The sequence below is a fragment of the Blastococcus sp. SYSU DS1024 genome, from assembly GCF_054050795.1.
Genome location: NZ_JBJHAA010000015.1, coordinates 23,562 through 45,859, shown reverse-complemented (window position 1 = coordinate 45,859; position 22,298 = coordinate 23,562). Strand labels below are relative to the sequence as shown.

General features: G+C 74.8%; 19 protein-coding genes, 1 pseudogene and 1 riboswitch. Of the genes and pseudogenes, 9 read left to right on the top strand and 11 right to left on the bottom strand.

Going from position 1 to position 22,298, the window contains the following annotated elements; translation table 11 throughout:
* Positions 1 to 12 precede the first annotated feature (12 nt).
* Both ACI79S_RS14330 and ACI79S_RS14325 read right to left on the bottom strand, forming a co-directional pair.
* A complete protein-coding gene (locus ACI79S_RS14330; protein ID WP_456594113.1) occupies positions 13 to 969 on the bottom strand; it encodes an alpha/beta fold hydrolase in 957 nt (318 codons plus the stop codon).
* Positions 966 to 2,510 carry a flavin-containing monooxygenase gene (locus tag ACI79S_RS14325; RefSeq protein WP_456594112.1) on the bottom strand — a complete coding sequence of 515 codons (1,545 nt, stop codon included), beginning with the start codon at positions 2,508 to 2,510 and terminating at the stop codon, positions 966 to 968. Before ACI79S_RS14325 ends, ACI79S_RS14330 begins: the two co-directional genes overlap by 4 nt.
* A gap of 101 nt (positions 2,511 to 2,611) precedes the next feature.
* On the opposite strand from ACI79S_RS14325, the gene ACI79S_RS14320 reads away from it, so the two are divergent.
* Both ACI79S_RS14320 and ACI79S_RS14315 read left to right on the top strand, forming a co-directional pair.
* Positions 2,612 to 3,520 (top strand): SDR family oxidoreductase, encoded by a 909-nt coding sequence (locus tag ACI79S_RS14320; RefSeq protein ID WP_456594111.1) that lies wholly within the window; start codon positions 2,612 to 2,614, stop codon positions 3,518 to 3,520.
* Between the two features lie 35 nt (positions 3,521 to 3,555).
* Entirely contained in the window at positions 3,556 to 4,044 is a 489-nt protein-coding gene (locus tag ACI79S_RS14315) for a polyadenylate-specific 3'-exoribonuclease AS (RefSeq protein WP_456594110.1), read from the top strand.
* A 67-nt stretch (positions 4,045 to 4,111) separates the two neighbouring features.
* Here ACI79S_RS14315 and ACI79S_RS14310 read toward each other — a convergent pair whose 3' ends face one another.
* A complete protein-coding gene (locus ACI79S_RS14310; RefSeq protein ID WP_456594109.1) occupies positions 4,112 to 6,262 on the bottom strand; it encodes a methyl-accepting chemotaxis protein in 2,151 nt (716 codons plus the stop codon).
* Positions 6,263 to 6,501: 239 nt separating this feature from the next.
* Here ACI79S_RS14310 and ACI79S_RS14305 point away from each other — a divergent pair, with 239 nt between their 5' ends.
* Positions 6,502 to 7,839 (top strand): class II 3-deoxy-7-phosphoheptulonate synthase, encoded by a 1,338-nt coding sequence (locus ACI79S_RS14305; protein WP_456594108.1) that lies wholly within the window; start codon positions 6,502 to 6,504, stop codon positions 7,837 to 7,839.
* Complete coding sequence (locus tag ACI79S_RS14300) at positions 7,839 to 8,849, top strand: threonine aldolase family protein (RefSeq protein ID WP_456594107.1); 1,011 nt, start codon at positions 7,839 to 7,841, stop codon at positions 8,847 to 8,849. The genes ACI79S_RS14305 and ACI79S_RS14300 overlap by 1 nt, the downstream gene beginning before the upstream one ends.
* 110 nt (positions 8,850 to 8,959) lie before the next feature.
* Here ACI79S_RS14300 and ACI79S_RS14295 read toward each other — a convergent pair whose 3' ends face one another.
* From ACI79S_RS14295 to ACI79S_RS14280, 4 genes are all read right to left on the bottom strand, one after another.
* Positions 8,960 to 9,859, bottom strand: coding sequence for a deoxyribonuclease IV (locus tag ACI79S_RS14295; protein ID WP_456594106.1), 900 nt, complete (start codon positions 9,857 to 9,859; stop codon positions 8,960 to 8,962).
* Between the two features lie 4 nt (positions 9,860 to 9,863).
* A complete protein-coding gene (gene pknB, locus ACI79S_RS14290; RefSeq protein WP_456594105.1) occupies positions 9,864 to 11,849 on the bottom strand; it encodes a Stk1 family PASTA domain-containing Ser/Thr kinase in 1,986 nt (661 codons plus the stop codon).
* 154 nt (positions 11,850 to 12,003) lie between these two features.
* The gene (locus tag ACI79S_RS14285) at positions 12,004 to 13,470 is read right to left on the bottom strand and encodes a glycine hydroxymethyltransferase (RefSeq protein WP_456594104.1); all 1,467 of its coding nucleotides are present in this window, start codon (positions 13,468 to 13,470) and stop codon (positions 12,004 to 12,006) included.
* 23 nt (positions 13,471 to 13,493) lie between these two features.
* Positions 13,494 to 13,578: riboswitch (ZMP/ZTP riboswitch) on the bottom strand.
* 4 nt (positions 13,579 to 13,582) lie between these two features.
* Entirely contained in the window at positions 13,583 to 14,719 is a 1,137-nt protein-coding gene (locus tag ACI79S_RS14280; RefSeq protein WP_456594103.1) for an alpha-hydroxy acid oxidase, read from the bottom strand.
* Between the two features lie 13 nt (positions 14,720 to 14,732).
* On the opposite strand from ACI79S_RS14280, the gene ACI79S_RS14275 reads away from it, so the two are divergent.
* From ACI79S_RS14275 to ACI79S_RS14265, 3 genes and pseudogenes are all read left to right on the top strand, one after another.
* Positions 14,733 to 15,056, top strand: a complete 324-nt coding sequence (locus ACI79S_RS14275) for an Rv2175c family DNA-binding protein (RefSeq protein WP_456589513.1) — start codon at positions 14,733 to 14,735, stop codon at positions 15,054 to 15,056.
* 43 nt (positions 15,057 to 15,099) lie between these two features.
* Positions 15,100 to 15,444 (top strand): lycopene cyclase domain-containing protein, encoded by a 345-nt coding sequence (locus ACI79S_RS14270; RefSeq protein WP_456594102.1) that lies wholly within the window; start codon positions 15,100 to 15,102, stop codon positions 15,442 to 15,444.
* Positions 15,363 to 15,650: pseudogene (locus ACI79S_RS14265) on the top strand (hypothetical protein); the annotation flags it as partial. The gene ACI79S_RS14270 and the pseudogene ACI79S_RS14265, both read left to right, overlap by 82 nt.
* On the opposite strand, the gene ACI79S_RS14260 reads toward ACI79S_RS14265, so the two are convergent.
* Genes ACI79S_RS14260 through ACI79S_RS14250 form a run of 3 tightly spaced genes read right to left on the bottom strand, consistent with a single transcriptional unit; the run spans position 15,647 to position 19,325 of the window.
* Positions 15,647 to 16,600 carry a phytoene/squalene synthase family protein gene (locus ACI79S_RS14260; protein WP_456594101.1) on the bottom strand — a complete coding sequence of 318 codons (954 nt, stop codon included), beginning with the start codon at positions 16,598 to 16,600 and terminating at the stop codon, positions 15,647 to 15,649. The pseudogene ACI79S_RS14265 and the gene ACI79S_RS14260 sit on opposite strands and share 4 nt — an antisense overlap.
* Positions 16,597 to 18,129, bottom strand: a complete 1,533-nt coding sequence (gene crtI / locus ACI79S_RS14255) for a phytoene desaturase family protein (RefSeq protein ID WP_456594100.1) — start codon at positions 18,127 to 18,129, stop codon at positions 16,597 to 16,599. Before crtI ends, ACI79S_RS14260 begins: the two co-directional genes overlap by 4 nt.
* Complete coding sequence (locus ACI79S_RS14250) at positions 18,129 to 19,325, bottom strand: polyprenyl synthetase family protein (protein WP_456594099.1); 1,197 nt, start codon at positions 19,323 to 19,325, stop codon at positions 18,129 to 18,131. Before ACI79S_RS14250 ends, crtI begins: the two co-directional genes overlap by 1 nt.
* Positions 19,326 to 19,456: 131 nt before the next feature.
* On the opposite strand from ACI79S_RS14250, the gene metF reads away from it, so the two are divergent.
* The gene (gene metF, locus ACI79S_RS14245) at positions 19,457 to 20,362 is read left to right on the top strand and encodes a methylenetetrahydrofolate reductase [NAD(P)H] (protein WP_456594098.1); all 906 of its coding nucleotides are present in this window, start codon (positions 19,457 to 19,459) and stop codon (positions 20,360 to 20,362) included.
* Between the two features lie 40 nt (positions 20,363 to 20,402).
* Positions 20,403 to 21,617, top strand: coding sequence for an AI-2E family transporter (locus ACI79S_RS14240; RefSeq protein WP_456594097.1), 1,215 nt, complete (start codon positions 20,403 to 20,405; stop codon positions 21,615 to 21,617).
* Between the two features lie 31 nt (positions 21,618 to 21,648).
* Here ACI79S_RS14240 and ACI79S_RS14235 read toward each other — a convergent pair whose 3' ends face one another.
* A complete protein-coding gene (locus ACI79S_RS14235) occupies positions 21,649 to 22,284 on the bottom strand; it encodes a hypothetical protein (RefSeq protein ID WP_456594096.1) in 636 nt (211 codons plus the stop codon).
* Between the last annotated feature and the right edge of the window lie 14 nt (positions 22,285 to 22,298).

The window sequence follows — 22,298 nt, the reverse complement described above, 5'->3', positions numbered from 1 at the left end:
GCATCCTCCGGGTCACGCCACCGCCCGCTCGCCGGTGGCCGCGGCCACCAGCCGGAGCAGCCCGTCGACGACGAGCCGGGGGCGCTCCTGGGTGAGCATGTGGCCGGTCCGCTCCACCACGTGCAGGCGGGCTCCGGGCAGCGCCTCGGCGAGCCGGGCGCTGTGCCGCTCCGGGGTGAGCTTGTCGCTGTCGCCGACGAAGACCTCCACCGGCACGCGCGCGAGCGCGGCGAGCTCGGTGTGCTTGTCGTGGTCGCCGAGGGCCGGCAGGAACTCGATGAACGACCGCAGGCTGGACGCGTGCATGATCTGCGCGCCCGCCAGCACCATCTCGTCGGTGGCGTCGGCGCCGTAGAGCAGGTCGCGGACCACCTTCCGGTGCCGCGGGTGGGTCGGCGGCACCAGGCCGCGGAGCCGTTCGAGCACGCCGGCGCCGGCCAGGGCCGCGCGGAGGACGCCGGGGCGGATCGTGGCCATGCGCCCGCCCGCCGACCGGGGGTCGGCGGCCAGGTCGCCGGCGGAGGTCGACACCAGCGCGACGCCGCGCACCCGGTCGCCGAACAGCTCGGGACGGGCGGCGGCCAGGCACATGACGGTCATGCCGCCCATGGAGTGCCCGCCCAGCACCACCGGCCCGGTGGGGGCCAGGCGGTCGAGCACCTCGGCCAGGTCGGCGCCGAGCTGGTCGATGGAGAGGGGGGTCGCCGGGCGCGTGGGCGGCGGCCACGTCGAGCGGCCGTGCCCGCGCTGGTCGTAGCGCACCAGGCGCAGCGCGCCGTCGGCCACGTGGCCGGCCAGCAGCCCCGCGACGTCGTCCCACGCCGCCTGCGACAGCGTCCAGCCGTGGGCGAGGACGACAGTCACCGGCGCGTCGTCCGCGCCCTCGACGGTGGCGTGCAGCGCGGCGCCGTCGGGGGTGGGCACCGCGGCGGTGCGCCTGCGGACGGTCCGGGTGGTCGTGCCGGTCACGCGGCCTCCTCCGTGCGGACGGGCGTCCCGGCCGGGACGCCGACGTAGTTCTCCCGGTCCAGCGCCCGGGTGAGCTTGCGGAACCGGAAGGTGAAGTCCGGCCAGAGCGTGGTGTTGTGACCGTGCCGGTCGAGGTACCAGCTCGCGCAGCCGCCGCCGAGCCACACGGTGCCCTTCGACTTCCGGGCGATCAGGTCTCGGTAGGCCTCCTGGGCCTGCGGTGTCGTCTCGAGGACGGCCAGGCCCTCGGTCTCCATCGTGCGCAGCGCGTCGTCGACGTAGGCGACCTGCGACTCGATCATGTAGACCATCGACGTGTGGCCGACGCCGACGTTCGGCCCGACCAGCAGGAACAGGTTCGGGAAACCGGCCACGGTGGTGCTGCGGTTGCTCACCATGCCGCCGGCCCACACCTCGGCGAGCGTGCGCCCGTCCCGGCCGGCGATGCGTTCGGCGATCGGCAGGTCGGTCACGTGGAAGCCGGTGGCCAGCACGATCGTGTCGGTGGGGCGCTCGACGCCGTCCCCGGTGACGACGGACCGCGGGCGGATCTCGGCGATCCCCGCGGTCACGAGCTCGGCGTTGGGCGCGGTGACGGCGGGGAAGTAGTCGTTGCTGATCAGGATGCGCTTGCACCCGACGGTGTAGTCCGGCGTCAGCGCCGCCCGCAGCTTCGGGTCGCGGACCTGCCGCTCCAGGTGTGCCGTGGCGAGCCTGCCCACGGGCCGGAGGAAGACCCGGCGCTTGGCCATGCCGAGCACCAGGAACTCGCGGAGCACGTACAGCATCCCCCGGACGGCGCGCTGCAGGCCGGGGACCAGCCGGTACAGCCGGCGGGCCCACGGCTTCACCTCGTGGTCGGTGCGGGGGACCACCCAGGCGGGGGTGCGCTGGTAGACCGCGATGCTCTCCACCTGCGGCTGGATCGCCGGCACGATCTGGATCGCCGAGGCGCCCGTGCCGATCACCGCGACCTTCTCGCCGCTGACGTCGTGCGCGGAGTCCCAGCGCGCCGAGTGCATGACGGTGCCCTCGAAGGTCTCCAGCCCCGGGATGTCGGGGTAGGTGGGGTCGGCGAGGGCGCCGGCGGCGGAGACGAGCACCTGGGCGCGGAACTCGCCGGCCGTCGTCGTGACCAGCCAGCGGCGGGCGGCGTCGTCCCAGCGGGCCGCGGTCACCTCGGCCCCGAAGACGCACTGCGCGCGCACCCCGTACCGGTCCGCGGTGGCCTGCAGGTAGGCCTGGATCTCCGGCTGCTCGGAGTAGGAGCGCGGCCAGTCCGGGTTCGGGGCGAACGAGAACGAGTACAGGTGCGACTGCACGTCGCACGCCGCACCCGGGTACGTGTTGTCCCGCCAGGTGCCGCCGACGTCGTCGGCCCGCTCGAGGAGCACGACGTCGGTCTCGCCCCGTTCCCGCAGCTTGATGGCCATGGCCAGGCCGGCGAACCCGGTCCCGATGATCGCCACCCGCACCTCGCGGGCCGGGGTCGCGCCCGGGCGAGGGGAGACGGTGGGCTGCGCGTCGATCGTGCTGGTCACCTGGGTCGGCTCCTTGCCTCCGGCTTGCTGAGCAACGGTCAACAAGCTACAACGTCGGTTGAGCAGTGCTCAACAGGAGCACGTCGACCGCAGGAGCACCCATGGCGTCTCGATCCCGTACGCGCACCCCCCTGGCCGGGAAGTCGGTCCTCATCACCGGCGCCGCGCGCGGCATCGGCGCCGCGCTGGCCCGCAAGGCGGCCGCGCGCGGCGCCCGCGTCGCCCTGGTCGGGCTGGAGCCGGCGCAGCTCGCGCAGGTCGCGGACGAGCTGGGGCCCGAGCACCTGTGGGTGGAGGCCGATGTGACCGACGCCGACGCCCTGGCGGCGGCGGTGCAACGGACGGTGGACACCTTCGGCGGGCTGGACGTCGTCGTCGCGAACGCGGGCATCGCGCCGCTCACCACCGTGATGACCAGCTCCGCGCACGCGCTGGCCCGCACCATCGAGGTCAACCTGATCGGCACGATGCTGACCGCCCACGCGGCGCTGCCGGAGATCGCCGCGCGGCGGGGCCACGTGCTGCTGGTCAGTTCCGCCGCGGCCTTCACCGTGCTCCCCGGCATGAGCGCCTACTGCGCGTCGAAGGCCGGCGTCGAGCGCTTCGGCGACGCCCTGCGGCTGGAGGTCGCGCACCGGGGGGTCACCGTCGCGAGCGCCCATCCCACGTGGATCGACACCGACCTGGTGCGTGACACCGAGGCCGCGCTGCCCACCTTCGCCGAGACCCGCCGGCGGCTGCCCGGCCCGCTGGGCGCCTACACCTCGGTGGAGGCCTGCGCCGAGGCGCTGGTGGAGAACCTGGAGACCCGTGGCCGCCGGGTGTTCGTGCCGCGCTCCGTGGGCACGGTGGCCGCGCTGCGCCAGCTCGTCACCGGCGTGGTCGCCGAGAAGCTCGCGCTGGCGGTCTCGGCGAAGCGGGTGCCGCAGCTCGAGCGGGACATCGCGGCGCTGGGCGGGCGCGAGTTCGGTGCGAACTCCGTCGGCGACCGGTCGACGGGCGCTGCCTGACGGGGGCGCCCCGGCGGCGACCTACGGTGGACGCCGTGCGCCGCTTCTTCTACGACACCGAGTTCATCGAGGACGGGACCACGATCGACCTCGTCTCCATCGGCGTCGTCGACGAGACCGGCCGCGAGTTCTACGCGGTGAGCACGGAGTTCGACCCCGGCAAGGCCATCCCCTGGGTGCGCCGCAACGTGCTCGACCAGCTGCCCCCGCCGGCGGACAAGGCGTGGCGCAGCCGGCAGCGGATCCGCGAGGACCTGCTCTCCTTCCTGACCGCACCGGGGGAGGAGATCGAGCTCTGGGCCTGGTTCGCCGCCTACGACCACGTGGCGCTGTGCCAGCTGTGGGGCGCGATGCCGGCGCTGCCCCGGCCCATCCCGCGCTTCACCCGGGAGCTGCGGCAGCGCTGGGACGACCGCGGGCAGCCGCCGCTGCCATCGAAGCCGCAGGGCACCCACGACGCGCTGGTCGACGCCCGCTACAACCTCGCCCGCTGGCACGCCATCGAGGCCGCCGCCGGCGCCTGACCGGCCCGTTGCGCGCAGCAGGCCCCCTCCCGACGGCGGGAGAGGGCCTGCTGCGCGCGGGGCCGGGCTACACCGTGAAGACGGCGAGCAGCCGGTTGAGCTCCTTGGACAGCCCGTCCAGCTCCCGGGCCGCAGAGCGGGCCCGCTCCACGTCGCTCGCGCTGTCGTCGGCGTCCCGGCTCACCGTGGTCAGCGTGGTGGTGACGGTGCCGGCGCCCTCCGCCGCCGTCGCCACGCTGCGGCTGAGCTCCCGGGTGGTCGCCGTCTGCTCCTCGACGGCGCTGGCGATCGTCGTCTGGTGGTCGTTGATCGCCCGGACCACCTCGGCGATGCGCGCGATCGACCGCACCGCATCGGTGGTCTCGGACTGGATGCCCTGGACCCGCTGCGCGATCTCCTCGCTGGCCTTCGCCGCCTCCTGCGCGAGCTCCTTGACCTCGTTGGCGACGACGGCGAAGCCCTTGCCCGCATCGCCAGCGCGGGCCGCCTCGATCGTGGCGTTGAGGGCCAGCAGGTTGGTCTGCTCGGCCACGCCGGAGATCACCTTGACGACGTCCCCGATCTCCGCGGAGCTCGCCCCGAGGGCGGCGATCGTCGTCTCGGTCTGCTCGGCGAGGGAGGCCGCCTGGCGGCCGACCTCCGCGGCCTCGGCGGCGCTGCGGGCGATCTCGGTGATCGAGACCCCCATCTCCTCGGCGCCGGCGGCCGCCGAGGAGACGCTGCTGCTGATCTCCGCCGCGACGCCGTGGGCCCCCTGCGCCTGGTCCCGGCTGCGGGAGGCGCGCTGCGCCAGGCCGTCGGCGACGGTGGACACCCCGGCGGCGGAAGCAGCGACGTCCTGCGCGCACCGGTGGATGTCGCGCACGGTGCCGGCGACCTTCTCGACGAAGCGGTTGAAGGCGCCGGAGAGCTGCCCGACCTCGTCGTCGCGGGAGTCGTCCATCCGCTGGGTCAGGTCGCCCTCCCCGTCGGCGATCTCGGCCATGCGGTCGCGCAGGCGGGTCAGGGGCTGGGTCAGCCGGTGCCCGACCCACCGGGCGAGCACCCCGCCCAGCACGGCGATCACCAGGCCGGCGACCACCATCGCCCACATCATCGACGAGCGCCCGGACGCCAGGGACTCCTGGGCGCCGGAGAAGTCCTCGTCGCGCGCCACGGTGGCGATGACCCAGTCCCAGGGGGCGTAGTACGACACCCGGACGGTCGTGGGGCCGGCCTGGGGGTCGTCGTAGCGCACGGTCGCCTGCTCGCCGTCCTGCAGCGGCAGGGCGGCGTCGACGATCTGCTGCACGTACGGCGCGCCGTCGGCGTCGGTGGCGGTGAGCATCTGCTCGCCGTCGCGGCTGCCGTCGGGGCTGATCAGGACGGTGCCGGCGCGGTCCCCGGTGCCGCCGTAGATCTCGACGTGGCCGTTCGTCCCGATGGTGGTGGCCTGCAGGCCCTCGCGGAGAGCGGGCAGGTTCTCCTGCTTCACCCCGACGTAGAGGACGCCGACCACGTCGCCCCCGGGCCCGAGGATGGGCTCGTAGGCCGACACCAGCCACGAGTCGACGACGAAGGCGTTGCCGCGGTAGGTCTGCCCGCCGCTGACCGCCGCCGCGACCGGGTTGGGCTTGCCGTCGGGGTTCACCGCCGGGATGTAGGTGCCGATGGCGCGGGTGCCGGTGGCGGTCTGGACGTTCGTGGCCACCCGCAGGAAGTCGCCCGAGGGCATCTTCTGGAAGATGGTCACGGTGGCGCCGACCATCTCCTTGACGGTGTCGACCACCGGCGTGGGGACGGCGGCGTCGCTGTTCTTCCCCAGCCAGTCGCCGCCGACCAGCACGCGGGGCAGGGCCACGGGCGTGACCTCGCCGTTCATCTGGTTCTTGGCGTCCCAGGCGACCAGGTCGCGGCCGGAGCCGTCGACGGCGAAGCCGCCGGCCTGCTGGAGGACGTAGCGGGCGGTGGCGAGGTCGGAGTCGACCTTGGCGGCGGTGGAGGCGCCCTGGGTGGAGACGACGTCGTAGGTGCCGCGGGCCGCCCGGCTGATGTCCTGCTCGACGAGGGCCTCCATGTCCCGCGCGGCGTCGTCGGCGAACCGGCTGCTCTGCCAGGCGCTGACGCCGCCCATGGCCACGCCGGTCGCGGCGACGCTGGCCACCGCGAGGGCCACCACCTTGGTGCGGATACCCGTGCTCGAGGGGACCGCCCAGGCGGGCAGGTTCGTCCAGCGCATGTTCGGCCTTCCGGGTCGGGGGCGGCGATCTGCGTGCCGCCGCTCGACCGGGGTATCGGCAGGTCAGCGCCGCTCCCGGTGCCGAACCGACCGTTCGTGGCCTGATCGTCACCGCGCGGGGCGGGTGGTGCGCCTGGGTGGAGTCGCTCCACGGTCCCGCGGCCCCGCGCCGGGACGTCGTCCCGCTTCGTGGGACGGCTCTCTCGGAGGGCGGATGGGTCTCGCCGTACCCTCGGGGCGTGAGCCTCCCCGAACCTGCCGAGCTGGTCCCCGGTCTGGACCGGTGGCGGGAGCTGCCCGCCGCCCAGCAGCCGCGGTGGCCCGACCGGGCCGCCCTGGATGCCGTGCTGGCGACTCTCTCGTCGGTCCCGCCGATCGTCGCCCCGAGCGAGGTCGACACGCTCCGCGCCCAGCTGGCCGACGTCGCCCAGGGCAAGGCGTTCCTGCTGCAGGGCGGTGACTGCGCGGAGACGTTCGACCTCAACACCGAGCCGCACCTGCAGGCCACCACCCGCACGTTGCTGCAGATGGCGGTCGTCCTCACCTACGGCGCGAGCGTGCCGGTGGTCAAGGTCGGCCGGGTGGCCGGGCAGTACGCCAAGCCGCGCTCGTCGGACACCGACGCCCTGGGCCTGCCCTCGTACCGGGGCGACATGGTGAACGACCTGGAGCCGGTGCTGGAGAAGCGGATCCCCGACCCGAACCGGCTGGTGCGGGCCTACGCGAACTCCGCAGCCGCCATGAACATGATCCGGGCCTACGCCCGTGGCGGCCTGGCCGACCTGCACGCGGTGCACGACTGGAACCGCGACTTCGTCGCCAACTCGCCGGCGGGCGTGCGGTACGAGGTGATCGCCCGGGAGATCGACCGCGCGCTGGCGTTCATGCGGGCCTGCGGCATCGAGTCCGACGCGCTGCGCGGGGTGGAGCTGTTCAACTCGCACGAGGCGCTGATCCTCGACTACGAGCGCGCGCTGCTGCGCATGCACGAGGGCCGGCCGTACGCCCTCTCCGCCCACTTCGTCTGGGTGGGGGAGCGGACCCGCCAGATGGACGGCGCGCACATCGAGTTCGTGTCGAAGCTGGCGAACCCGATCGGCGTGAAGATCGGCCCGACGACGACGCCGGAGCAGGCCGTGGAGCTCGTCGAGCGCCTCGACCCGGAGGGCGTGCCGGGCCGGCTCACCCTGATCAGCCGGATGGGCAACGGGAAGATCCGCGACGTCCTGCCGGGCATCGTGGAGAAGGTCACCGCCAGCGGGCACACCGTCGTCTGGCAGTGCGACCCGATGCACGGCAACACCCACGAGTCCCCGACCGGCTACAAGACCCGGCACTTCGACCGCGTGGTCGACGAGGTGCTCGGCTTCTTCGACGTGCACCGGGCGCTGGGCACCTGGCCCGGCGGCATCCACGTCGAGCTGACCGGTGAGGACGTCACCGAGTGCCTCGGCGGGGCGATGGAGATCAGCGACGAGGACCTCAACAGCCGGTACGAGACCGCCTGCGACCCGCGGCTGAACACCGGCCAGTCGCTGGAGCTGGCGTTCCTCGTGGCCGAGATGCTCCGCGGCTGATGTCCGGCATCGTCGACCTCCGCTCCGACACCGTCACCCGGCCGACCGCCGGGATGCGCCGGGCCATGGTGGAGGCGGAGGTCGGGGACGACGTCTACGAGGAGGATCCGGCCGTCCGCGCGCTCGAGGAGCGGACGGCGGAGCTCTTCGGTCACGAGGCGGCGCTGTTCGTGCCCTCGGGGACGATGGGCAACCAGATCGGCATGCGCCTGGTCTGCGAGCCCGGCCAGGAGGTGCTCTGCGACGCCGATGCCCACGTCGTCACCTACGAGATGGGCGCCGCGGCGGCGATCTTCGGGATCAGCACCCGGACTGTCGTGTCTGCCGGTGGACGGCTGGACGCCGCACAGCTGATCGAGCAGGTGCGGCCGAAGGACAACTGGCACCTGACCGCGACCGCGGCGGTCGCGGTGGAGAACTCGCACAACCGCGGGGGCGGGCTGGTGCAGCCGCTCGACCAGTTGCAGCAGCTGTGGAACTGGTCGCGCGAGGCAGGCGTCGCCGTGCACCTGGACGGCGCCCGGATCTGGAACGCGCACGTGGCGTCCGGCGTCCCGCTGTCCACCTACGGCCGGCTGGCGGACACGGCGTCCGTCTGCTTCTCCAAGGGCCTGGGGACGCCGGTCGGCTCGGTGCTGGTGTCCTCCGCCGAGCGGATCGCGACCGCGCGGCTCTGGCGCAAGCGGCTCGGCGGGGGCATGCGGCAGGTCGGCGTCCTCGCCGCGGCCTGCACCTACGCGCTGGATCACAACCTGGCGCGGCTGGCCGAGGACCACCAGCACGCGCAGCTGCTGGCCAAGCGGCTCGGCGTGGACCCCGCGACGGTCGAGACCAACATGGTCGTGCTGGACGACGTCGCCGCGCCGATGGTGGCCGAGGCCGCGAAGGCGCGGGGCGTGCTGGTCAGCCAGGTGAGCGCCCGCAGGATCCGCCTCGTCACGCACCTCGACGTCGACCGCGCGGCCGTCGACCGCGCCGCCGACGTCCTCGCGGAGCTGTTCGACCGCTGACCGCCGGGCGGACCGGTGAGAGCGGCCGGCACCGCCAGATCTGCGATGTGGTCCGCATCGGGCGGCTGATGGGGGCCAGTGTGCAGATCTCGCCCGGGGCTCGCGGGGGGTCAGTCGCCGATCAGGGAGTTCAGCAGCTTGATGTCGGCGGCGTGGCCGCCGCACGGGTCGCCGTCGCGCAGGCTCGGCGTCTCCACGACCATGGGCACCCCGGCGGTGGTGCGGTGCCGCAGCAGCTCGGCGAACGGGCCGGTGCCGTACTCGCCCGACCCGATCAGGCCCTCGCCGATGGTCGTGTGCCGGTCGCGCTTGGAGCCGCAGGGGTCGAGCGAGTCGTTCACGTGCACCAGGCCCAGCCGACCCGGGCCCACGGTGGCCTCCAGCGCCTCGAGGGTGGCCGACATCCCGCCGGGGGCGGCGAGGTCGTGACCGGCGGCCCAGGCGTGGCAGGTGTCGAAGCAGACGCCCAGCAGCGGGTGGTGCTCCAGCGCCGCGAAGTAGGGGCCGAGCTCCTCCACCGTGGCGGCCAGCGCCTTGCCGCCGCCGGCCGTCGGCTCGATCAGCAGCCGTGGCCCGTCGGGGTCGGCGGCCTCCAGCACGGGCAGCAGCTGCTCGTGGAGCTGGCGCAGCGCCGGCTCGTACCGGTCCTCGCCGACGGCGGACCCGGCGTGCACCACCACGCCCTGGCAGCCCAGCTGCGCGCCGCGCCGCAGGTTGTGCGCGATCGAGGCGACCGACTGCGTCACGGTCGTCTCGGTCGGCGAGCCGACGTTCACCAGGAACGGGGTGTGGATGAACGAGGGCACGCCGCGCTCGGCGCACCCGGCGGTGAACCGCGCGTCCTGCGCCGGGTCACCGTCGGTGAGCTTCCAGCCGCGGGGATTGCCCACGAAGACCTGGACGGCGCGGGCGGCGACGGCGTCGGTGTAGGCGAGCCCACCCGTGGCCAGGCCGCCCTTGATCTGGATGTGCGCGCCGATGGCGGGCACACCGGGGGAGGTGTTCGACAAGGACCTATCCGAAGGTGAGCAGGATGGTGACGGGGGTGCCGCGCTCGACGGTCTCGCCGGCCGCGGGGCTCTGCCGCAGCACCCGGTTGCCGAAGAACCGGGTGGCCTCCACCTGCAGGCCGGCGGCCCGCAGGATCTCGGCGGCCTCGTCGCCGCTCCTGCCGACGACGTCGGGCACCGTGACGAGCGGGACGCCCGCCGAGACCTGGATGCGCACGGTGCTGCCGTAGGGGACAGGGCCCGCGCCCGGACCCGGCTCGACGGCCATGACCTCACCCTTGTCGACCTGGTCGCTGCGCCCGTCCTCGCTGCGCTCCACGGTGAAGCCCTGCGCCTCGAGGTTGGCCCGCGCCTGCTCCGGGGTCTGCCCGGTCACGTCGGGGACGGTGACCGGTGCGCGGCCCTGGCTGACCACGACCGTCACGACCTGGTCGCGCTTGAGGGCGGTGCCCGCGGGCGGGTCGAAGCCGACCACGTTGCCCGGGGGCACGGTGTCGTCGTAGGCCTGGCCCCGGGTGATCTGGATCGGCAGGTCGGCCTGCAGGCGCGCCTCGACGTCGTCGACGGGCTGGCCCACGAGCTCCGGCGACACGGTGTAGCGCTCGGGCCCCTTGGAGACGACGACGCGGACGTCGGTTCCGCGGATCAGCTCGCCCGACGCCGGGTCGGTGGAGATCACCACGCCCTCCGGCACCGACTCGCTCCACTCCCGGACCACCGGGTCGGGGTCGAGGCCGGCGTCCTGCAGCAGGTCGATGGCCGTGCCCTCCTGCTTGCCGGTCACCGCGGGGACGTCGGTCCAGCGGCCGGAGCCCAGCCACCAGCCGACGGCGCCGACCGTGATCGCCATGAGCAGGACGACGGCGATCAGCAGCCGGGCGCGGCGACGCCGGATGTGGTCGGGGACGCCGGGACGCGGCCGCGCCGGCCCGGGGCGACGGCCCTGCACGTCGGTCGTGGGACCGGCGCCCATCCCCGGCAGCATGCTGGTGCGCCCGGTGCGCGAGCCGCGGCCGCCGAGCACCTCGGTGCCGGGATCGCTGGGGTGGCCGGGCCGGGGCCGGGTCGGGCGGTTGGTGGGCCGCAGCGTGCCGGGGCCGGCCGTGCTCTGCCCGGTCGGCACGGGGACCGGGTCGATGCCGAGGTCGGTGCGGACGTCGTGCAGCTCCGCGAGGAACGCCCCGGCGTCCAGGGGACGCCCGGCGGGGTCGCGGCGGGTGGTGCGGGCCACCAGCTCGTCGACCTGCCAGGGCAGGCCAGGGACCTCGGCCGACGGTGCGGGCACGTCGTGGTGGACGTGCTGGTAGGCCACCGCGAGCGGGGTGTCACCGCCGAACGGCGGGTGCCCGGTGAGCATCTCGTAGAGCACGATGCCGGCGGCGTAGATGTCGCTGCGGGCATCGGCGCGACCGCGCTCGAGCTGCTCGGGGGAGAGGTAGGCGACGGTGCCGATGAGCACCCCGCCGGTCTGGCTGGTCTGCCCGGTGCCGACGACGGCGCGCGCCAGCCCGAAGTCGGCCACCTTGACCACGCCGTCGACGCCGATGAGCACGTTCTCCGGCTTGATGTCGCGGTGCACGATCCCGGCCCGGTGCGCGGCGGTGAGCCCGGCGAGCACCGGCTCCAGGACGGCGAAGGCCTCGGCGACGGTGAGCCGGCCGCGGGCGCTGAGCAGGTCGCGCAGCGTCCGCCCGCGCACGAGCTCCATGACGAGGAAGACCAGGCCCTGGTCGCTGCCCTGGTCGCTGACGCCGACGACGTTGACGTGGCTGAGCATCGCCGCCGCGCGCGCCTCGCGGGTGAACCGGTCGACGAACGTGGGGTCGTGGGCCAGGTGCTCGGCCATGACCTTGACCGCGACGGTCTTGTGCAGCCGGAGGTCGGTGGCCGCGTAGACGGTGGACATGCCGCCTCGCGCCACCCGCTCCTCGAGGCGGTAGCGCCCCTCGAGAACGAGGCCGACCACGGGGTCGGTCACGGCGGTGTCCACACGGCCGAGTGTAGGAGCGCCGACCGTGCCGGTGGCCCTGCGACGCGGCGGAGGGGAACACCGGGGCGCCTGTGACGCGTGGTCGGGGTGCGCCACGTCACCCCGTGCGCCCTCCCGTGGCCCGCCGCGGACGTGCGGGCCACGGGACACCACATCAGGCGAGGTCGAGGCCCGGGTAGAGCGGGTGCGCCGCCAGCAGCTCGGCCGCCGCCGCCCGGGTGCGCTCGGCGACGCCGTCGGCCACCACGTACTTCGCCTGCGAGGCGCCACCGTCGCGGGTCGCCGTCGGGGTCGTGGCGGAGAGCGCGTCGACGATGAGCTCCGCCGTCCGGTCGAACTCCCCCGAGCCGAAGCCGCGGCTGGTGAGCGCGGGGGTGCCGAGCCGGATGCCGGAGGTGTACCAGGCGCCGTTCGGGTCGGCCGGGACCGAGTTGCGGTTCGTGACGATGCCGGCGTCCAGCAGCGCGGACTCCGCCTGCCGGCCGGTCAGCCCGAAGCCGGTGACGTCGATGAGCACCAGGTGGTTGTCGGTGCCGCCGGTGACCAGCTGGGCGCCGCGCTTCGTCAGCCCCTCGGCCAGGCTCTGCGCGTTGTCGGCCACCTGCTGGGCGTAGCCGGCGAACTCCGGGCGCCGGGCCTCGGCGAACGCCACCGCCTTGGCGGCCATGACGTGGGGGAGCGGGCCACCGAGCACCATCGGGCAGCCGCGGTCGACGGCGTCGGCGAACTCCGGCTGCGCCAGCACGAACCCGCCTCGAGGGCCGCGCAGCGACTTGTGGCTGGTGCTGGTCACGACGTGGGCGTGCGGCACCGGGTCGAAGTCACCGGTGAGCACCTTGCCCGCGACCAGGCCGGCGAAGTGCGCCATGTCGACGACCAGGGTGGCGCCGACCTCGTCGGCGATCTCGCGCATCGCCGCGAAGTCCACCCGCCGCGGGTAGGCGGAGTAGCCGGCCATGAGGATCAGCGGCCGGAACTCGCGGGCCCGGGCGCGGACGGCGGCGTAGTCCAGCAGCCCGGTCGACGGGTCGGTGCCGTAGGAGGACTGCTCGAACATCTTGCCGCTGATGTTGGGGCGGAAGCCGTGGGTGAGGTGACCGCCGGCGTCCAGCGACATCCCGAGCATCCGCTGGTCGCCCAGGGCGCGGCGCAGCGTCGCCCAGTCGGCGTCGGTGAGGTCGTTGACGTGCCGCGCGCCGGCCTCCTGCAGGGCGGGCAGCTCGACCCGCTGGGCGAGCACGGCCCAGAACGCCACGAGGTTGGCGTCGATGCCCGAGTGCGGCTGGACGTAGGCGTGCGAGGCGCCGAACAGCTCGCGGGCGTGCTCGGCGGCGAGGGCCTCGACGGTGTCGACGTTCTGGCAGCCGGCGTAGAACCGGTGCCCGGCGGTGCCCTCGGCGTACTTGTCGCTGAACCAGTTGCCCATGGTGAGCAGCACGGCGGGGCTGGCGTAGTTCTCGCTGGCGATGAGCTTGAGCGAGCCGCGCTGGTCGGCCAGCTCCTGGCTGATCGCGTCGGCGACCCGGGGCTCGACGGCGCCGATCACGGCCAGGGCGTTGCGGTAGGCGGCCGAGGCGGCCGCGCCGTCGAAGGAGTGGGTGGTGCGGGGGGCGGTGGTCATGAGGGCTCCTGCGCTGAACGACGGATAGGTGCCCAGGCGCACGGCGACGGTGGTGCGAGCCGCTCCCCGGTGGTGGCCCACCTCGACGCGCCAGTCACGGCCCTCCGAGAGGTTATCGCGCCGCCACCACGGTGTCGGCGGGCACCGATCGCACGTCGTCCAGACCGCACAGGACCATCGTGTGCTCGAGCTCCTCGGCGAGGCCGCCGAGGACCCGGGCCACGCCCTGCTCGCCCCCGGCGGCGAGCCCCCAGACGATCGGCCGGCCGAGGAAGACCGCCGACGCACCCAGGGCGAGCGCGGTGAGCACGTCCGAGCCCGACCGGATGCCGCCGTCGGCGTAGACCTCCACGTCCTCGCCCACGGCGTCGACCACCTCGGGGAGCGCCTGGGCGCTGCTCACCGCGGGGTCGACCTGCCGGCCACCGTGCGTGGTGACCCACACCGCGGCGGCGCCGGCCTGCACGCAGCGGACGGCGTCGTCGCCCCGCAGGACCCCCTTGACCACCACGGGCAACCCGGAGAGCTCGCCGAACCGGGCGATCTCGTCGAAGGTCCAGGTGCCGGTGGCCAGGCCGTCCAGGGTCGGCTCCTCGCCCTCCGGGGGCCGGTTGGCCATCCGGACGCCGGCGCGGTGCACGAAGTCGTGGCGCAGGTCGCGGCGGCGGCGCCCCAGCAGCGGGACGTCGACGGTCATGACCAGCGCCCGGTAGCCGGCGTCCCCGGCGCGGCGGGCGAGGTCGTCGGTGTGCCGCTCGGAGTGCAGCCGGTACAGCTGGAACCACTTCGGGCTGCCGGGCTCGACGGCGGCGACCTCCTCCAGGCTGTGGGTCGCGCTGGTGGAGACGGTCATCAGGGCGCCGGTGGCTGCGGCGGCCCGGGCGGTGGCCAGCTCGCCGTCGGGGTGCGCCATGGCCTGGTAGGCCCACGGGGCGATGCCGATCGGGGTGCGCACCGGCGTGCCCAGCAGCTCGGTGGCCAGCGAGGCGGTGGTGGTGCCGCGCAGCACCCGGGGCCGGAGCCGCCAGGTGCGCCAGGCCGCCGTCGCCTCGCCCATCGTCGTCTCGGTCTCGGCGCCGCCCGCGTAGTAGTCGTAGACCGGCTGGGGCAGCAGCTCCCGGGACCGGGCCTCCAGCTCCACCAGATCGACGAACGGCGGCTCCGGGCGGGGATCCTCGGCGGCCTCGCTCGCGTCGTGCCGGCCGGTCGGTCCCGGTACCGGGCTGCTCGTCGGTCCGCTGCTCGCCATAGGCTGACACTCTATGGAGACGCTCACCCCCGCGGAGGTCGCCCAGCTGCTGGGCACCTCGCCGAACCGGGTCCGGCAGCTGCTGCGCGACGGGAAGCTGATGGCCGTCCCCGGCAGCGGGAACGGGAAGATCCCCGCCGACTTCGTGCAGGACGGGGTGGTCCTCAAGCACCTGCCCGGACTGCTGACGGTTCTCCGGGACGGCGGTTTCAGCGACGAGGAGGCCTTCGAGTGGCTGTTCCGCGAGGACGAGTCGCTCCCCGGCACCCCGGTACAGGCGCTGCGGGACGACCGGCACACCGAGGTCACCCGGCGGGCGCAGGCGCTGGCTCTCTGAGCGGGGTGCATCCGGGGGCGGGCCGGGGACGGAAACGGGTTCCGTGGAGCGGCTGACGTACCTGGGCCTGCTGGTCGGCTGCCTGGTGGTGACCGCCCCGCTGGAGCTGCTGCTGGGCGTGCGGGTCTACGCGCGCTGGCGGCGGCTGCTGATCGCCGTCCTCCCGGAGTTCGTCGTCTTCGTCAGCTGGGTCCTCTACGCCATCGCGCAGGGCCACTGGGACTACTCGGCGGTGCGCACCGTCGGCGTCCGGCTGCCCGGCGGGATCCCGCTGGAGGAGATCCTGTTCTTCCTCGTCGTCCCGCTGTGCTCGGTGCTCGCGCTGGAGGCGGTGCGGAAGGTCACCGGCTGGGACGCGGGCTACCCGGCGCGGGAGGCGGAGAAGTGAGCTACAGCGCCCTGGCGGTGACCGCGGTCGTCGCCGTCCTCGTGGTGGACCTGGCGCTCCTCCGCACCCGCATGGTCACCCGGCGGGTGTTCTGGGTCGCCTACGCGATCATCGTGTTCTTCCAGCTGCTGATGAACGGCGTGCTCACGGGGCTGGACGTGGTGACGTACGACCCGGCCACGATCTGGGGGCCGCGGATCGTCTACGCGCCGGTGGAGGACCTGCTCTTCGGCTTCGCCATGGTCACCCTCACCCTCGCCACCTGGGCGGCGGTCAACCGCCGGGCGAACACGGCCAGGCGGCGCGGCTTGGACACCGACACCCGGCGGTCGAGCACCCGGTAGTCGGCGCGCTCGATCTCGGTGAGGATCCCGCCGTAGAGGGCGGTGGCCGCGCGCACGCAGTCGCGCGACTCCGGCGCCAGCATCGGCGTGCCGGGCGCGGCGTCGTCGTACCGGCGGCGCACGATCGCCACCATCTCGCGCATCAGCTCCCGGAACCGGTCGTCGAACCGCTTGGCCGCCAGCTGCTCGCGGGTCACCCCGTGCGCGGCCATCAGGTCGGCGGGCAGGTAGACCCGGCCGCGGTCGACGTCCTCGCCGACGTCGCGCAGGAAGTTCGTCAGCTGGAACGCCTCGCCGAGGGCGATGGCGTGCGGCGCCGCCTCCTCGCGGGCGACGCCGGGCGCGGTCCCCAGGACGGGGAGCACCTGCAGGCCGATGACCGACGCCGAGCCCCACATGTAGCGGTCCAGCGCGTCGAGGTCGGCGTAACCGGTGACGTCGAGATCGCTGGTCATGGCGGCGAGGAAGTCGACCAGGTGCTCGACGGCGATCCCGTAGCGGCGGTAGGTGTGCACCAGCGCCAGCCGCACCGGGTCGTCGGACCAGCCCGTCTCCAGTTCGGTGAGCAACGCCTTCGACCAGGACAGCAGGTCGCCGGCCGGGTCGGCGCCGGGGTGGTCGACGAAGTCGTCGGCCACCCGCGCGGCCGCGTAGAGGGCGTGCACCGCCGGCCGCCGCTCCGGGGTGAGCAGGCGGGTGGCCAGGTGGTAGCTCTTGCCGTGCTCGGCGGCGATCGCGGCGCAGTGCCGGTAGGCGGCCGCCAGCTGGGCCTGCCGGGCGGCCTGGGTGCCGGGCGGCTGGAGGAGGCTCACCGGTCCACCGGCCCGGTGATCCGCTCGGCGGCCAGCCGGCCGCTGATCAGCACCATCGGCACGCCGACGCCCGGCTGCACCGAGGACCCGGCGAGCACCACGTTCTCGGGGCCGCGGCGGGGCAGCGTGGGGGTGCGGAACGGGCCGGTCTGACCGAAGATGTGCGCCAGCGCGAACGGCGTCCCGGCCGCCATGCCCTGGGCGGCCCAGGTGGCCGGGGTGTCCATGTGCTCGACCTCGATCGCGCCGGTGACGCCGGTGAACCCGCGTGCCTCCAGGGTGGCCAGGAGCTCGTCCCGGTAGCGGGGCCCGAGGGCCGCCCAGTCCAGGTCCGGGTTGCCGCCGCTGCGCGGGTCCAGGTTCGGGGTGGGCGCGACGACGCTGAGCACCTGCCCGCCCTCGGGGGCCAGGGACCGGTCGGAGACCGAGGGCATGCTGATCAGCAGGCTCGGGTCGCTCATGATGCTTCCCCGCCGAGCCCCGGGACCCCCGCCGAGAAGCCGGCCGTCGCGGGTGAGCTCGTCGAACACCCCGCGCCAGGAGTGCCCGAAGCTGATCGTGTGGTGCGCCTGCCCCGGCAGCTCGGCCCGCACGCCGAGGTGCAGCGCGACGCAGGAGGGGGAGTAGACCGGGCGGCGTGGACCGCGCAGCCCCGGCACCAGCGTGTGCGGCGCGTCGGTGGTGACGACGACGGCGTCGGCGGGCAGCCGCTCGCCGTCGGCCAGGACGACGCCGGTCACCCGGTTGCCGAGCGTCTCCAGGTCGCCGACGGCGGTGTCGTACCGGAGGACCACCCCGGCGTCGGCGGCGGCCCCGGCCAGCGCCCGCGGCACCGCGCCGATGCCGCCGACCGGGTGCCAGACGCCGGCGCCGATGTCGAGCTGGGCGATCACCGCGTAGGCGGCGATGGCGCGGAAAGGGGAGACCCCGGCGTAGAGCGCCTGGAAGCTGAACAGCCGGCGCAGCCGGTCGTCGGCGAAGTACCTCGCCACGTGCGTCGACAGCCGGCCGAAGCCGCCGCGGCGGGCCAGCGTGATCAGCTCGGGGCCCAGCAGGTCCAGCGGGGAGTCCAGGTTGCGGTCGATGAACGTGGTGAGCTGCAGCCGGTACAGCTCGGCGAGGGCGGCGAGGTACCGCCGCAGCGCGTCGGCCTCCGCCGGCCCGCACAGGGCGGCCACCTCGGCGGCGAACGCCGCGGGGTCGGCGTGCACGTCCAGGTGCGTGCCGTCGGCGAACTGCGCCCGGTAGCTGGTCTCCAGGCGGCGCAGCTCGAGCCGGTCCTCCAGCCGTTCGCCGACGGCGGCCAGCGTCTCGGCCACGATCTCCGGTGCGGTGAACACCGAGGGCCCGGTGTCCAGCGCGTAGCCGTCGCGCTCCAGGCGCCCGGCCCGCCCGCCGGGGCCGGCGGCGCGCTCGACGACGGTGACCTCGCGGCCGGCACCGCGCAGGCGCAGCGCCGTGGCCAGCCCCGCCAGCCCGGCCCCGACGACGACGACGCGGTCGGTGCGACCCGGAACGGTGCGCACCATCAGGCGGTGCGGGAGGTCGCGGCGACCGCCAGCGAGTCCAGCGCCGCGCGGGCGTCGTCTGCGAGGGGGGCCTCGGCGATGGCCTGGCGGGCCCGGGCGGTGCTGGCGGCGATGCGCTCCTCCACCCGGTCGCGGGCGCCGGTGGTGACCAGCAGCGCGCGCAGCGCCTCGAACTCCTCGGGACCGGCGCCCGGGTTGCCGAGCAGGTCGCCGAGCAGGCGGCGCCCGGCGTCGTCGGCCGCCTCCTCGGCCAGCGCGACGAGCAGGGTCTGCTTGCCCTCGCGCAGGTCGTCGTCGACGGACTTCCCCGTGACCTCGGGATCGCCGAACACCCCGAGCAGGTCGTCGCGGAGCTGGAACGCCTCGCCCAGGGGCAGCCCGATCGCCGAGCAGGCCTCGACCACGGCCGGGCCGGCCCCGGCGATGGCGGCGCCCAGCTGCAGCGGGCGCTGCACCGTGTACCCCGCGCTCTTGTAGCGGGCCACGGTGAGCGCGCCGTCGGGCCCGGGCAGCCCACCGGCGGCGCGCAGCAGGTCCAGGTACTGGCCGGCGGTGACCTCGGTGCGCATGGCGTCCCAGACGGCGCGCGCCCGGCCGAGGGCCCCCTCGGAGATGCCCGAGCAGCGCAGCATCTCGTCGGACCAGACCAGCGCCAGGTCGCCGACGAGGATCGCCGCGCCGACGCCGAAGAGGTCCTGGTCGCCGGAGAACCCGTGGGTGGTGTGCCGGTCGGCGAAGCCGATGTGGGTGGTGGGGCGGCCGCGCCGGGTGCCGGCGGCGTCCATGACGTCGTCGTGGACCAGGGCGCTGGCGTGCACGAACTCCAGGGCCGCGACCGCGCGCAGGACGGCGTCCTCGTCCTCGTCGACGCCCGGGCCCTGTCCGCGCGCGCCCCGCCACCCCCAGTAGGCGAACGAGGGGCGCAGCTTCTTGCCGCCCGCGGCGACGGCGCACACCTCGTCGACCACCGGGACGAGGCTGGCGTCCATCGCGGCGAGCGTGGCGCGCTGCTGGTCGAGGAAGCCGGTGAGCGCCTCGGCGACCGCGGCGCGGACCCGGTCCAGGTCGGCCACCGACAGCGCAGGAGCGGGGCCGGCGGATTCGCGCTGCTGCGCCCCGACGATCATCTCGTCAGTATCGCCCGATCCGGTGGGGTGCCGCCGCACCAGCAGGGCGGCCGGGGTGCTCCGCTGCATCGTTCCTCCGTCGCTCGGTGGTCGGGACACGCCCTCTTCCGGGCGGGGGCGCGCCCTGGATGCACCTGCCGGGGGGTCTTCGACGGGACGGTCGCAGGCGCGCTGCCGCACCGCCCGTACCCTCGGGTGCCGTGACACCCACCGTCCGCGAGCTCCTCGCCACCGCGCGCCCGACGTGGTCGTTCGAGTTCTTCCCGCCGAAGGCCCCGGCGGGGGAGGAGCTGCTCTGGACGGCGCTGCGCGAGCTCGAGCGGTTGCACCCCTCGTTCGTGTCGGTCACCTACGGCGCCGGCGGCTCGACCCGCGAGGGCACCGTGGCGATGACCGAGCGGATCGCGGCGGACACGACGATGACGCCGCTGGCGCACCTGACCGCGGTGGACCACAGCGTCGCGGAGCTGCGGCACGTGATCAGCCGCCTGGCCGCGGCAGGGGTCCGCAACATCATGGCCCTGCGGGGTGACCCGCCCGGCGCCGATCCGCAGGCGGAGTGGGTGGCCCACCCGGAGGGGCTGCGGTACGCCGCCGAGCTGGTGGAGCTGATCCGTTCGATCGGCGACTTCTCGGTGGGCGTCGCCGCCTTCCCCGAGCGCCACCCGCGCTCGCCGGACTTCGAGACCGACGTCGAGATGTTCGTGGCGAAGTGCCGGGCCGGTGCCGATTTCGCGATCACCCAGATGTTCTTCCGGGCCGAGGACTACCTGCGGATGCGGGACCGGGTCGTCGCCCGTGGCTGCGACGTCCCGGTCATCGCCGGGGTCATGCCGGTCACCGACATCCGGCAGATCACCCGGATCGTCCAGCTGTCCGGTCAGGCGTTCCCCGCGGAGCTCGCCGACCGGTTCGCCGCGCTGGCCGGCGACCGGCCGGAGGACAAGGCCGCGGTGCGGGCGCTCGGCGTGGAGGTGGCGACCGCCTTGTGCCGGCGGCTGCTCGACGAGGGCGTGCCGGGGATCCACTTCATCACCATGAACCGCTCCACCGCCACGCGCGAGGTCTTCGCCAACCTGGCCGGGAGCGTGCCGGCCGTCCGCTGACCTGGGTCTGCCCGGGCGGGTGACGGGGCATGGAGGCCTCATGGTCGCGGACGAGCAGCAGGCGGATCGGTACTCCTTGCTGGTGCGCGCCGGGCGGCGGGCCTGGGCCGCGCTCGGCGTGCTCGCCCTGCTGGTGCTGGCCTACCTGCTGCTGCGCGAGGTCAGCGTCGTCGCCACCCCGCTGGCGATCGCCCTGTTCCCGGCCGCCGTGCTGTGGCCGGTCGCGGCCTGGCTCAAGCGCAAGGGGGTGCCCTCCACCGTCGTAGCCCTGCTGCTCGTCATCTCCCTCCTCGGGCTGCTGGGGCTGGCGGTCTGGTTCGTGGTGCCGCGCTTCGCCGCCGAGATCCCCGCGCTGGCCGAGAGCGTCGAGGAGGCGCTCAGCGACCTGGCGGAGCTGGTCGCGGGCACGCCCTTCTCGCTGCCCTTCGACGTCGGGGAGGGCGGGCTCGCCGACATGGCCCAGCAGGCGGCCGGTGCGCTCGGCGGCGGCGGCAGCGACGTCGTCGACCGCGGGCTGCAGGTGGCGCGGACGCTCGGCGACGTCGCCACCGCCGTCGTCCTGTTCCTGGTGGCCCTGTTCTTCTACCTGCGCGACGGGGGGCGCATCTGGGCCGGCATCGTCAGCGTGCTGCCCGAGCGCACCCGGCAGCACGCCGACCGGGTCTCCGGGCAGCTGTTCTGGACCCTCGGCGCGTACTTCCGCGGCCAGCTGGTCGTCGCCCTCGTGGACGCCGTGGCGATCGGCATCGGGCTGGTCGTCCTCGGCGTGCCGCTGGCCATGCCGCTGGCGGTGCTGGTCTTCCTCGGCGGGTTCTTCCCCATCGTGGGGGCCTTCGTCTCGGGGCTGCTGGCGGTCCTCGTCGCGCTGGCCGACCAGGGGGTGACGACGGCGCTGCTGGTGCTGGCCCTCGTCGTGGTGGTGCAGCAGGCCGAGGGGAACCTGCTCGAACCGCTGATCCTGAGCCCGGTGCTGCGGCTGCACCCGTTCACGATCATCCTCGCGGTCACGGTCGGGGGTGTGACCTACGGCGTGCTCGGCGCTTTCCTGGCCGTCCCGATCGCCGCCTGCGTGGCCCGGGTCGTGGACTACCTGCGCGGCCGGGAGCCGGCTGCCGGGCCGGGCTGGCGCGACCCGCGGCAGGACGACGCGCAGGACGACGACCGGGACGACGACCGGGACGACGACCGGGGCGAGGACCGGGACGGGAACCGGGGCGAGGCCGCCGCGGAGCCGGCGAGCACCCGCACCGGGTAGGGCTGACGGCCGGGGCGGCTGGGCCCGGCCGTCAGCCCTGCCGGGCTCCCTCCAGCAGGTCGGCGGCGCGCGCGGCGGCCCGGCGCAGGCCCTCGCGCTCGGACGCGTACCCGCCGGCCACGCCGACGACCGGCAGGTTCGAGAGGGCCCGGGCGACGAGCTTCCCCTTCGGCCGGGCGTCCAGTGCGTCGTCGATCCGGCTGAGCAGCCGCGCCGCCCGCCACAGCGTGCGGACGGCGCCCTTCGCCCCGCGGCGCTCGTCCCGGGGGCCGAACGCGCCCTCGACGTAGGTGCCCTTGCTCCGGGAGAGCAGCGGCTCGACCTGGGCGGCCGTGAGCTCCCGGCGCAGCAGCACCCGCGCCAGCAGCGACACCCGGTCGGCGGGGGCCGCCACACCGTGCTCCCCGGCGACACCGAGCACCACCAACGACTGCACCGCGGTGCCGACGGTGTTCTGCAGCGGCAGCAGATCGGCGAGCTTGCCCGCGAAGCGGGGGACCGCCGAGACGCCCGCGGCCACCCGGGACACCCGGTCGGCCCACCAGCGGTCGCGCTCCTCGGGCGGCAGCTGCGGAGGCCGGCCCAGCCGGTCCGCCAGCGGGGTCAGCAGCCGGTCGAGCCGGCGGAGGACGTCGACGACGACGGCGTCGCTGATCTGAGCAGCCATGGGCACGGGGTGCC